Annotated in this window: 9 protein-coding genes; 4 read left to right on the top strand and 5 right to left on the bottom strand. The window is 52.7% G+C overall.

The window, feature by feature from the left end; translation table 11 throughout:
* Nucleotides 1–39 precede the first annotated feature (39 nt).
* The 4 genes from ebgR (at nucleotide 40) to O6D90_RS03185 (ending at nucleotide 6,268) form a co-directional block, all read left to right on the top strand.
* Nucleotides 40–1,023, top strand: coding sequence for a transcriptional regulator EbgR (ebgR, locus tag O6D90_RS03200; protein ID WP_016157523.1), 984 nt, complete (start codon nucleotides 40–42; stop codon nucleotides 1,021–1,023).
* Between the two features lie 207 nt (nucleotides 1,024–1,230).
* Nucleotides 1,231–4,323 (top strand): beta-galactosidase subunit alpha, encoded by a 3,093-nt coding sequence (gene ebgA / locus O6D90_RS03195; RefSeq protein ID WP_016157524.1) that lies wholly within the window; start codon nucleotides 1,231–1,233, stop codon nucleotides 4,321–4,323.
* Nucleotides 4,320–4,769, top strand: coding sequence for a beta-galactosidase subunit beta (locus tag O6D90_RS03190; RefSeq protein WP_016154597.1), 450 nt, complete (start codon nucleotides 4,320–4,322; stop codon nucleotides 4,767–4,769). The genes ebgA and O6D90_RS03190 overlap by 4 nt, the downstream gene beginning before the upstream one ends.
* Before the next feature lie 65 nt (nucleotides 4,770–4,834).
* The gene (locus O6D90_RS03185; protein ID WP_016154598.1) at nucleotides 4,835–6,268 is read left to right on the top strand and encodes an amino acid permease; all 1,434 of its coding nucleotides are present in this window, start codon (nucleotides 4,835–4,837) and stop codon (nucleotides 6,266–6,268) included.
* 212 nt (nucleotides 6,269–6,480) lie between these two features.
* Here the strand turns inward: O6D90_RS03185 and O6D90_RS03180 are convergent, their stop codons facing one another.
* The 5 genes from O6D90_RS03180 to O6D90_RS03160 are packed head-to-tail and all read right to left on the bottom strand — an operon-like array spanning nucleotide 6,481 to nucleotide 12,108.
* Nucleotides 6,481–7,539 carry a glycoside hydrolase family 130 protein gene (locus O6D90_RS03180; protein WP_016157525.1) on the bottom strand — a complete coding sequence of 353 codons (1,059 nt, stop codon included), beginning with the start codon at nucleotides 7,537–7,539 and terminating at the stop codon, nucleotides 6,481–6,483.
* The gene (locus O6D90_RS03175) at nucleotides 7,523–9,106 is read right to left on the bottom strand and encodes an alpha-glucosidase (protein ID WP_016157526.1); all 1,584 of its coding nucleotides are present in this window, start codon (nucleotides 9,104–9,106) and stop codon (nucleotides 7,523–7,525) included. The genes O6D90_RS03180 and O6D90_RS03175 overlap by 17 nt, the downstream gene beginning before the upstream one ends.
* Before the next feature lie 11 nt (nucleotides 9,107–9,117).
* Entirely contained in the window at nucleotides 9,118–9,945 is an 828-nt protein-coding gene (locus O6D90_RS03170; protein ID WP_016157527.1) for a carbohydrate ABC transporter permease, read from the bottom strand.
* Nucleotides 9,946–10,812 carry a carbohydrate ABC transporter permease gene (locus tag O6D90_RS03165; protein ID WP_016154602.1) on the bottom strand — a complete coding sequence of 289 codons (867 nt, stop codon included), beginning with the start codon at nucleotides 10,810–10,812 and terminating at the stop codon, nucleotides 9,946–9,948.
* A gap of 9 nt (nucleotides 10,813–10,821) precedes the next feature.
* Nucleotides 10,822–12,108, bottom strand: coding sequence for an ABC transporter substrate-binding protein (locus O6D90_RS03160; RefSeq protein WP_016154603.1), 1,287 nt, complete (start codon nucleotides 12,106–12,108; stop codon nucleotides 10,822–10,824).
* Nucleotides 12,109–12,240: the final 132 nt, after the last annotated feature.

Here is a 12,240-nt window from a genome sequence, read left to right as displayed (position 1 = left end):
TCATTTACAATGCGCAGGTAACTCAGGGAAAAGGCAAACATGGCAACACTTAAAGACATCGCAATCGAAGCTGGCGTGTCCCTGGCGACAGTGTCCCGGGTTTTAAACGATGACCCCACGCTGAATGTAAAAGAAGAGACCAAGCATCGCATTCTGGAGATCGCGGAAAAACTGGAGTACAAAACCAGCAGTGCTCGTAAAAACCAGACCAGCGCGCTCGGCCCCCAGCATATTCTGGCGCTCTACAGCTACCAGCAGGATTTGGAAATCAACGATCCTTACTATCTCGCGATCCGTCACGGAATAGAAACCCAGTGTGAGAAGCTGGGGATCGAACTGACCAACTGCTATGAGCACAGTGGGCTACCGGAGAGCAAAAACATTACCGGCATTCTTATTGTCGGCAAGCCTTCTTCGGCTTTGCGTAATGCAGCAGCAGCGCTTACCGACAACATCTGCTTTATCGATTTCCATGAACCCGGCAGCGAATATGACGCCGTCGATATCGATTTGGCCCGCATCAGTAAAGAGAGTATCGACTACTTCATCGCCCAGGGCGTCACTCGCATTGGCTTCATCGGCGGTGAAGACGAACCCGGCAAGGCAGATATCCGTGAAGCCGCGTTTGTCGAATACGGTCGTCTGCAGCAGGTCGTTTCTGAACAGGACATCTATCGCGGCGGTTTCTCCAGTTCATCAGGGTATGAACTGGCAAAAAAAATGCTGGCGAAAGCCGACTATCCCGGTGCCCTGTTTGTGGCTTCAGACTCGATCGCTATTGGCGTTCTGCGCGCCATTCACGAGCGTGGCCTGAACATTCCGCAGGACATTTCGCTGATTAGCGTTAATGATATCCCGACAGCGCGCTTCACCTTTCCTCCGCTTTCCACCGTTCGCATCCATTCAGAAATGATGGGCAGTCAGGGCGTCAACCTGCTGTTTGAGAAAGCCCGCGACGGGCGTGCGCTTCCTCTGCTGGTTTTTGTTCCCAGCAAGCTGAAACTGCGCGGCACCACCCGCTAAAATCCCCAGTAAACACGCCCGGTTTCTTCTGATGCCGGGCGCGCATTGTCATGCATTATTTTCTGCGCCCCCATTATTTTCGTGATCCAGTTAAAGTAAATCACCTCACTTGCTATATTTTAGTAAAACTTTTACTAAAATCACCATCAATTACACTTACTCACCATTACAATGAATGGTTCCGATTTTTCTCCACCGGGAGGCCTTATGAATCGCTGGGAAAACATTCAGCTCACCCACGAAAATCGACTGGCGCCACGCGCATATTTTTTCTCTTATGACTCCGTTGCGCAGGCTCGCTCGTTTGCCCGCGAAACCAGCAGCCTCTTTCAGTTGCTAAGCGGTCAGTGGAATTTTCAGTTCTTTGAGCATCCGCTGCAGGTGCCGGAAATCTTTACGTCGCAGTTGATGAATGACTGGGGCAGCATCACCGTCCCAGGCATGTGGCAGATGGAAGGACACGGCAAACTGCAGTATACCGACGAAGGTTTTCCTTTCCCGATTGATGTCCCCTACGTTCCGACCAATAACCCCACCGGAGCCTACCAGCGCATTTTCTCCCTCAGCGAAGGCTGGCAGGGCAAACAAACGCTGATTAAATTTGATGGCGTAGAAACCTACTTCGAAGTTTACGTGAATGGTCAGTACGTCGGTTTCAGCAAAGGCAGCCGCCTGACGGCTGAATTTGATATCAGCGCGGTGGTAAAGACCGGTGACAACCTGCTGTGCGTTCGCGTAATGCAATGGGCTGATTCCACTTACGTTGAAGACCAGGACATGTGGTGGTCGGCGGGAATTTTCCGCGACGTCTATCTGGTAGGCAAACAGGCGACCCATATTCAGGATTTTACCGTTCGCACCGAGTTCGATGATGACTATCGCGACGCCACCCTCACCTGCGACATTGCGCTGGAAAACCTGGCTGCCACGCCAGCGATGGCGTCGCTCGAATACACCTTGTTTGACGGTGAGCAGGCGCTGCATAGCGGTGTGATTAACAATCTGGCAGTGGATCAACACACCCGCACCGCTTTTAATTTCAAGGTTAGCGCGCCGCAGCAGTGGTCAGCGGAATCACCGTATCTTTATCATCTGGTGATGACGCTGAAAGATGCCAACGGCAATCTCCTTGAGGTCGTGCCACAGCGGGTCGGATTCCGCGATATCAAAGTTCGCGACGGTCTGTTTTACATCAATAACCGCTACGTGATGCTGCATGGCGTTAACCGCCACGATAACGATCATCTTAAAGGCCGTGCGGTTGGCATGGATCGCGTTGAAAAAGATCTGCTGTTAATGAAGCAGCACAACATCAACTCCGTGCGTACCGCCCATTACCCGAACGATCCGCGCTTCTATGAATTGTGCGATATCTACGGTCTGTTCGTGATGGCCGAAACCGACGTTGAATCTCACGGCTTCGCCAATATCGGCGATATCAGCCGGATAACCGACGATCCGCTGTGGGAAAACGTCTACGTTGAGCGCATCGTGCGCCACATCCATGCACAAAAAAACCACCCGTCGATCGTCATCTGGTCGCTCGGCAACGAATCCGGATACGGCTGTAACATCCGCGCCATGTATCACGCCGCGAAAGCGCTGGATGACACGCGTCTGATCCATTACGAAGAAGATCGTGACGCCGAAGTGGTGGATATCATCTCCACCATGTACACCCGTGTGCCGCTGATGAATGAGTTTGGCGAATATCCACATCCTAAGCCGCGCATCATCTGCGAATATGCTCACGCCATGGGCAACGGTCCCGGCGGGCTTACGGAATATCAGAACGTCTTTTATCAGCATGACTGCATTCAGGGACACTATGTCTGGGAGTGGTGCGATCACGGGATTCAGGCCAAAGATGACGACGGCAACGTCTGGTACAAATATGGCGGCGACTACGGCGACTATCCGAACAACTACAACTTCTGCCTTGATGGCCTGATTTATTCCGATCAAACCCCGGGGCCGGGTCTGCAGGAATACAAGCAGGTGATTGCGCCAGTAAAAGTACGCGCACAGGATCTGGCTCGCGGCGAGCTACGGGTAGAAAACAAACTGTGGTTTACCACGCTTGACGACTACACCTTGCATATTGAGGTTCGCGCCGAAGGAGATACGCTTTCTGCTCAGCAGATAAAACTGCGCGACGTCCCTCCTAACAGCGATACCCTCGTGCAATGCACACTGCCGGAGCTGGATGCGCGCGAAGCGTTCCTCAACGTCATCGTGACGAAAGATTCCCGTACGGCATACAGCGAAGCCGGGCACCACATCGCGACTTATCAGTTCCCGCTGAAGGCCAGAACGGCGGCTGCCGTACCGTTTAGCCAGCAAAACGCTATTCCTCTGACGCTGGAAGACAGCCGCCAGAGCTGCACCATACGCGGTTATAACTTCCTTCTGACCTTCTCAAAACTGAACGGTAAGCCCATTAGCTGGACCGTTAACGGTGAGGAGCTGATTACCCGTGAACCGAAGATTAATTTCTTCAAACCAACCATTGATAACCACAAACAAGAGTTCGAAGGCCTTTGGCAACCAAATCATTTACAGATTATGCAGGAGCATCTGCGCGATTTTGCCATTGAGCAAACCGATGACGCGCTGTTGATAACCAGCCAGACGATTATCGCCCCGCCGGTATTTGATTTCGGTATGCGCTGTACCTACCGCTGGAGGATTGCCGCAGACGGTCAGTTGAACGTGGAGCTTTCCGGCCAGCCTTACGGCGAGTACCGGGACATTATTCCGTGCATCGGCTTCACGATGTGCATCAACGGCGATTTGGGGCAGGTGGCGTATTACGGACGTGGTCCCGGTGAAAACTATGCCGATAGCCAGCAGGCCAACATCATCGATATCTGGCGCAGCAGCGTGGATGAGATGTTCGAAAACTATCCGTTCCCGCAAAACAACGGCAATCGTCAGGACGTGCGCTGGGCAACGCTAACCAACCGCCACGGCAACGGTCTGCTGGTGGTTCCGCAGCACCCTGTCAACCTGAGCGCCTGGCGCTATACGCCAGAAAATATCTTTACCGCACAGCACTGTAATGCGCTGCAGCGCAGCGATGACATCACCCTGAATCTGGACCACCAGGTGCTGGGCTTAGGCTCCAACTCGTGGGGAAGCGAGGTGCTTGATTCCTGGCGCGTCTGGTTCCGTTCGTTCAGCTACGGCTTCACGTTGTTGCCGGTTTCCGGTAGCGAATCTAGCGCTCAAACCGCCGCCAGCCGCGTCTTTGGTGCCGGGTTCTTTTCCACGAATTTGCACAGTGAGAATACAAAATGAGGATCATCGACAACTTAGCGCAGTTCCAACAAATTTACGCATCCGGGAAGAAGTGGCAGCGCTGCGTCGAAGCGATTGAAAATATTGATAATATTCAACCAGGCGTCGCCCACTCTATCGGTGATTCCCTGAGCTATCGCGTGGAGACAGACTCCGCGACCGATGCGCTGTTTACCGGTCATCGTCGTTATTTTGAGATCCATTACTACCTGCAAGGACAGCAAAAAATAGAGTATGCCGCCAAAGAGGATCTCCAGGTGGTTGAATATTATCGCGATGAAACCGATCGCGAATATCTGAAAGGCTGTGGAAAAACCGTAGAAGTGCGCGAAGGACAAATGGTTATTTGTGACAACCATGAAGCCTATCGTTTTATTTGTAATAACGCAGTGAAAAAAGTCGTACTCAAAGTCACCATCGAAGATGGTTATTTTCATAATAAATAAAAACACAGGCGGCGCCGACGTTGCGCCGCCAGTACCCTATAATAATCAGGAATCGGAGATGTGCTATGTCTGATACCAAACGTAATACCATCGGCAAGTTCGGCTTACTTTCACTCACCTTTGCCGCGGTTTATAGTTTTAATAACGTTATCAACAATAATATTGAGCTTGGTCTGGCATCCGCACCGATGTTTTTCCTCGCGACGATCTTCTACTTTATTCCGTTCTGCTTAATCATCGCTGAATTTGTTTCCCTGAATAAAAACTCCGAAGCCGGTGTCTATGCATGGGTGAAAAGTTCGCTGGGCGGACGTTGGGCATTTATTACCGCCTACACCTATTGGTTCGTTAACCTGTTCTTTTTTACCTCGCTGTTACCCCGTGTTATCGCCTACGCCTCATATGCTTTTTTAGGCTACGAATACATTCTGACGCCGTTCGCAACCACTGTATTAAGTATGGTGCTGTTTGCCTTCTCCACCTGGGTTTCGACCAACGGCGCAAAAATGTTAGGACCAATTACTTCGGTCACCTCCACATTGATGCTGCTGCTGACCCTGTCCTACATCCTGCTGGCGGGTACTGCGCTGGTTGGCGGCGTACAGCCTGCTGACCCTATCACCGTAGACGCAATGATCCCGAATTTTAACTGGGCCTTCCTCGGTATCACCACCTGGATCTTTATGGCGGCAGGCGGTGCGGAGTCGGTGGCAGTGTACGTCAACGACGTCAAGGGCGGGTCCAAATCGTTCGTGAAGGTTATTATTATTGCCGGGATTTTTATTGGCGTGCTCTATTCCATCTCCTCGGTACTGATCAACGTCTTCGTGAGCAGCAAAGAGCTGAAGTTTACCGGTGGTTCGGTACAGGTATTCCACGGCCTGGCGGCATACTTTGGCCTGCCGGAACTGATCGTTAACCGCTTTGTCGGCCTGGTCTCCTTTACCGCGATGTTCGGCTCTCTGCTGATGTGGACCGCAACGCCGGTGAAAATTTTCTTCTCTGAAATTCCGGCGGGTATTTTCGGTAAAAAAACCGTCGAACTGAATGAAAACGGCGTTCCGGCCCGCGCAGCCTGGATTCAGTTCCTGATTGTTATCCCGCTGATGATTATCCCAACACTCGGCTCCAATACCGTGCAGGATTTAATGAACACTATCATCAACATGACCGCCGCCGCATCAATGCTGCCGCCGCTGTTTATTATGCTGGCTTACCTGAATCTGCGCGCAAAACTGGACCACTTACCGCGCGACTTCCGTATGGGTTCGCAAAAAACCGGCATTATTGTGGTATCGATGCTGATTGTCCTTTTCACCATCGGGTTTATTGCCTCGACCTTCCCGACCGGCGGTAACATCATGACCATTATATTCTATAACGTCGGGGGGATTGTTATTTTCCTCGGTTTTGCCTGGTGGAAATACAGTAAATACATCAAAGGGCTAACCAAAGAAGAAAAAGCTATTGAGGCGGCCCCCGCGTCAGATATTAATTAAAATATTAATAACGATAAGCGCAATCTGTTTTCTTGCGCACCTGAAATACAATGTGAAATTAAATACACAGACTTGCAGGGCATTTATTGCCCTGCAAGTCTGTTGCGTATTTTCATTATTTGCAGAAAAGATTCGTCCACCAGCGGCCGCAACGTGTGAATCGATACCCCTTGCCAGAAGGAGGTTTAGCAACCCAGGACGCTCTGCGGCATTTATTTAACCCCCAGATGCCGCCACAGTTTGTCCAGCGGCATTGTCGCCAGCGCCACACACTCATCGGCGGCGCCGTACCAGACGTGCAGCGTCTCATCGCGGATCAGCGCCCCACAGGTGAATACCACGTTGCCGAAGAAGCCTTCGCGCTCGTAGGGCGCATCTGGCTCCAGCAACGGCACCGGTGATTTCGCCAGAATGCGGGTCGGCTCGTTGAGATCCAGCAGCAGCGCGCCAAGGCAGTAGCGCTGATCGGCATCCACACCGTGGTAGATCTCCAGCCAGCCGCGATCGGTTTTTAATACCGGCGCGCCGCCGCCTGATTTACGGCAGTCCCAGGCATCGCCGGACCGTCCCAGCAGGTGGCGATGGTTGCCCCAGTGCAGCATATCCGGCGACTCGCAGATCCAGATTTCCGGATGACCGAAGTGACACGGGGCCGGACGGGTCAGGGCGTGATATTTACCGGCGATCTTTTCCGGGAAAAAGCAGACGTCGCGGTTGTCCGGACAGAGGATCAACCCTTTTTTCTCCACCGTGACAAAATCTTTGGTCACCGCCAGCGCGGTAGAGATCCCCAGCGACGACACCGCCGAGTAGTTGATGTACGCGGTATCATCGATGCGGGTGATCCGCGCATCTTCGCAGCCGAACTCTTCATATTGCGTATCGGCGATGATAAACGGCTGGCTGTCAATCCGGAAGTTCACCCCGTCGCGGCTGCGCGCCAGGCGCAGATGCGACATGGAGGTCAGCCACACCCGCGCCGGATCGCTTTTCAGCACGATCACCCGAGGATCGCTGAAATCATAGCGTTCATCGCGACGATCGAAACTCGCGGTGGCCTGTACCCAGCCCGCATCGGTTTTTTCCAACAGCGGTACGACACGCTGCTGCGGGTCGGAATTGATCACGCTTTCCGCCACCCGCAGCAGCAGAACGATCTCCCCGTCACACTCCGTTACGCCAGCATTGAAAACACAATCGACCTTCCTGCCGGGCAGTGAAGGCGTCACGTCAGCCGGGGTAATCAACGGGTTTTTATTGTGCCTGTCCATGTACTCTCCTTTTGATCAAACATTGATTCTTGCCAATCCATTGCGCGTCCTCCCCGTACAGCACTTCAGCCTCAATCTCCTGCCACGGATTGCGAACGGGCGCACCAAAGTTGATGGCGACCCAGACCTGCTCCGCCGCCGTCGAACGGGTAAACCAGACGCATTCGTCAGTGAGGTCAAGCGAGTCCTGCTGTCCCTGATGCAGCGCCGCAACGCGGCGGCGCAGGGCGATAAGCAGCCGGTACTGATGCCAGAACGATGTTTCATCCTGCTGCTGGCGCTCCGCGTTAATCAGGGCGATATCGCCGCCGACGGGCATCCACGGCGCGACGGAGGAAAATCCGCCAAAGGGGGCGTCGCGCCAGGGCAGCGGCGCGCGCGAACCATCCCGCGAATGTTCAATAGCCAGCGCCAGCGCCTGCTGTGGGCTGCTGCCTGCGGCAAGGGCGGTGCGGTAATGGGTTTTTCCCTGAATATCAAAAAGCTGCTCTGCCGTTTGCGGACGGTAGTCGGTCACCCCCAGCTCTTCTCCCTGGAAGATAAACGGCACGCCGCTCACCGTTAGCTGAAGCGCCAGCACCGCCAGCGCCCGCCCGGTATCGCGCTCGTTTTCGCCAAAGCGGCTGATCATCCGCGACATATCATGGCTGGAGAAAAACAGCGTCGGTAAACCCGACTGCGCAGCCAGCGTGGTTTTTAACTGGCTGAAAAGACGGGAAACATCAAAGTTTTTCTGGCTACCGATATTGAAATTAAACACCACGTCCATCAGCTGCGGGCTTTGATAGCGGCTGAGCACGTCAGGGTCTTCGCTGCCGATTTCGCCAATCAGGAAATAGTCACCCTGCGCCCGAACATGGGCACACAGCCGTTGCAGCGTCTCCGGGAGTCGCGGCTGATTGATGTCAAATTCATGGCGCTGCTCGCCGTTCTCTTCCGGGTTATCAGGCCCAATGCCGTCGGTAGTAAGAAAGTTGATGACGTCAAAGCGAAAACCGTCCACCCCCTGCGTAACCCAGAAATCCACTACCCGGTAAATTTCCTGTTCCACCGCCGGGTTGGCCCAGTTGAGATCCACCTGGCCGGGCGCGAATTTATGGTAATAAAATTCGCCGGTGTCAGGCTCCGCGGTCCACGCGCTGCCGGAAAAGAAAGAACGCCAGTTATTCGGCTGGCGGCGAAAAAGGAAATAATCACGATAGCGGCTGTCCGGATTATTCCACGCATCGCAAAACCAGGGATGTTCTGAGGAGACGTGATTGACCACCAGATCGATAATCACCCGAATGCCTCTGGCGTGGCAGCCGTCAACCACCCGGCGAAAATCGTCGAGAGTGCCGAAACGGGCGTCAACGGCGCAGTAATCGCTGATATCGTAGCCGTTATCCACCAGCGGAGAGGGATAAAACGGCGTGATCCACACCGCGCCGATGCCCAGCGCCTGCAAATAATCCAGCCGGGAAATCAGGCCCGGAAAATCGCCCAGCCCGTCGTTATTGCCGTCGCAAAACGAAGGCAGATAAATTTGATAACAGGTACACGCCTGCCACCACGGTTGCTTTTTCACCGTCACGTTCCTTATTTCAGTGATAACGACATGCCTTCGAGGAAGTATTTTCTGAACAGAATAAACAGGACAACGATTGGCAGCATCTGCACCACCGACCCCGCCAGCACCGGTCCCAGGTAGATGCCGTAGGATTTGCTGAAGGTGGCGAGCAGCACCGAAAACGGCATTTTGTCCACTTCGCGCATCACGATCAGCGGCCAGAGGAAGTTGTCCCATGAGCTGGAAAAGGTGAACAGTGCGACAATCGCCAGAATGGATTTATTCAGCGGCATCATCACATGCCGCAAGATCCCCCACAGGCTGGCGTGATCGAGCCTTGCGGCATACAGGTAATCATTCGGCGTGCCTTTAAAGCTCTGCGAAACCATAAAAATGCCCCAAGCGCTCATCGCATACGGCAGGATCATCGCCCCGTAGCTGTTGATCAGCCCCAGTTCACGCATCAGGACAAACTGTGGAATAATGAACATAAAGACCGGGAAAACCATCTGCACAATCAACAGGTTGCGAAACGCATTTTTGCCGCGAAACTCGGTTTTCGCGACGGCATATCCCACCAGCATTGAGGTCAGCGTGACGCAGACGGTAATGGTGAGCGACACGAACAGCGAGTTAACCAGGGTGCGCAAAAAAGGTTTGTCCGCCCGGTTGCTGTTATCGAACAGAAAAGCGTAATTCTCCAGCGTCAGATGACCGGAAAACAGCCCGGTCGTGTAGATTTGCGCCGTCGGTTTCAACGAGGAGATCACCATCCAGATAAAAGGATAAAGCCAGGTGAGCGCCAGCAAAAACATCACGGCGTGAATGAGCAGCGTTAAGGGAGTCATTTTCTTCATTCACACAATCTCGATATGTTTTTCGAATACTTTGCGGAAGACCCAGATTGCGAGGAAACTGCATGCCGCAACGATAATCGACATGGTCGCCGCCCAGGTTGGCTTCATTTTCTGGAACGCCACTTCATACATCACCACCATCGGACTGGTGGTGCTGTTGAGCGGCCCGCCGCCGGTGATAAGATACGGCTCGGTAAAGATGCTGAACGCCACGGTAATCGCCAGCACCATCACCATCACGATTTGCGCGTTCATCATCGGCAGGGTAATCGCCCAACTTTGCTTAAACTTCCCGGTTTTATCCAACTGCGCCGCGCTGTAAATATCCGCGGGGATCGCCACCATCCCGGAATAGAGAATCAGCCCGTAATAACCGACGAATTTCCAGGTGACAATTAACGCAATGGATAACATGGCGCAGTCAGGGTTGGTAAACCAGGGCACAGAGATGCCGAAACTGGCCTGTAAAAATTGATTGACCGGCCCGTATTCGCTGAACAGTTTTGCAAAGACGATGGAATAGGCCACCCCCGAAGAGATATTCGCCAGTAAAAAGCTCAGGGCAATAAAACTTTTCCCGTACTTAATTTTTCGTAATCCCGCGGCAAACAGCAGCGAGGCAAGAAAGACAATCGGGATATACCACATTAAAAAACGGCACACGTTCCACATCGACTGCCAGAATAACGCGTCATGAAACACGCCAATGATATTCTGTAATCCGCTAAACGTCGGCGTGCCAATAAATTGCCAGTTCGTCACGCTAAGCACGACCAGCCAGCACAGCGGATAAAACCAGAACAGCAACGAATAACCGATCCACGTGGAGGCCAACAGGCCTCCGGTGCGGGATTCATATCCAGCCATTTTTTCCCCTTATTTCGCCAGCAATGTGTTAATTTCCTGCGCGGATTTATCGAGGGTGGCTGCCGGATCGGCGTGGTTGAAAATGACCTGCTCCAGCATCTGCGTCATGCTGCGCTGAATCTCCGTGGTTTGCGTAGTGGCCGCTGGCGGCAGCGCGACGTCCACGTAAGAAGCGATCGCCTTCTCCAGCGGGTTTTTCTCAAAGTAATTCACAAACAGCGGATTACTCATTAAATCACTGCGTGCTGGCGGCATACCGGTCAGCTCCAGCCAGCTCCGGTCGTGCTCGGCGTTGTTAAAGACCCACTGAATAAACGCCCACGCCTGCGCTTTGCGCTTGCTGGAACTGAAGATCACCACCCCTTTGCTGTCGCCGAACGTATACGGGTGCGCGTCGCCTTTCTCGGTGAGCATCGGCCCAATTTGCAGCGTTTTGAGGATCTCCGGATACTGCTTGTGATAGCGAGCGATATCCCACGGACCGCGCGCGGACGCCAGCACCTGCCCGGTCGCTAACGGATCGTCGGCGGCGGTGAAGTCGTAGCTGCTCCACTTGCTGTTAAAGACTTTCCCCATAAAGGTCAGTACCGCCTGTCCGGCAGGATCGGCAAACGTCGCCTGATGACCCGCGAGGTAAGGTTTACCGCCGTTTTGCGCATAATAAAGCGGAATAAAATCGAACCAGCGTTCCCACCAGTTTTTCCCGGCGGTCATCTGGATAACATAGCCGTTATTATCCGCCGCCCGGCGCTCTGCCAGCTGATAAAGCTCATCATAACGGGTCGGAACATGATCAAAACCATACTGCTTGAGTAAATCGCCCCGCCACCACCAGACGATAGGATTAATATAGATTGGCAGAACGTGTTGCTCGCCGTTTAATTGCCAGGCAGGAATAATTTTGCCCATCTGTCGGTTATTAACGAGTTCATTAAAACCACTCATTTTAGACAGGTCTTCAAGCTGACCAATTTCCACTAACTGGCTGGCAAAACCGATAAAGATATTACTGGAAATATCGGGTTCCGTGCCGGAAGCCAGCGCGTTCATTATTGCCTCTTCAGAACTGCTGGCGGCAGGAATGGGCGTAAATTCGACCGGGGTATGCGCCGGGTCTTTATTCCATTCTTTAACCATAGTATTCCAGAAGGCTTCTTCATTTTCGTTTGGTGCCACCCACATTTTAATTGGCGTTTTTGCTGTCTCTGCGGATTTTTTATCATCCGGACCGCAGCCAGAAATACAAAATGCGAATAGTACACAGGCTGTTAATTTAGCTAATTTTACAACTCTCACGATAACTCTCCATTTACTTTCAATAAGTATTGATTTACCGCTACCCTGCTATTGAATGGAGCGTAAATTAACACCCCCTTTTTATGTTTAACGTTAAACAAATCACAAAACGATTTTTGTTTAACGTTAAAC

This window comes from Citrobacter sp. 21OH12SH02A-Citro (genome assembly GCF_027919895.1).
Classification (GTDB): Bacteria; Pseudomonadota; Gammaproteobacteria; order Enterobacterales; family Enterobacteriaceae; genus Citrobacter; species Citrobacter braakii.
Note: the sequence above shows the minus strand (reverse complement) of the source record. Positions and strands in the feature narration are given on the sequence as shown.

Excerpts from the sequence above, each read along its gene's own strand:
- O6D90_RS03165 (WP_016154602.1), bottom strand. The coding sequence starts at position 10,812 with ATGGCTGGATATGAATCCCGCACCGGAGGCCTGTTGGCCTCCACGTGG.
- O6D90_RS03190 (WP_016154597.1), top strand. The coding sequence starts at position 4,320 with ATGAGGATCATCGACAACTTAGCGCAGTTCCAACAAATTTACGCATCC.
- ebgA (WP_016157524.1), top strand. The coding sequence starts at position 1,231 with ATGAATCGCTGGGAAAACATTCAGCTCACCCACGAAAATCGACTGGCG.
- O6D90_RS03180 (WP_016157525.1), bottom strand. The coding sequence starts at position 7,539 with ATGGACAGGCACAATAAAAACCCGTTGATTACCCCGGCTGACGTGACG.
- O6D90_RS03170 (WP_016157527.1), bottom strand. The coding sequence starts at position 9,945 with ATGAAGAAAATGACTCCCTTAACGCTGCTCATTCACGCCGTGATGTTT.
- ebgR (WP_016157523.1), top strand. The coding sequence starts at position 40 with ATGGCAACACTTAAAGACATCGCAATCGAAGCTGGCGTGTCCCTGGCG.
- O6D90_RS03185 (WP_016154598.1), top strand. The coding sequence starts at position 4,835 with ATGTCTGATACCAAACGTAATACCATCGGCAAGTTCGGCTTACTTTCA.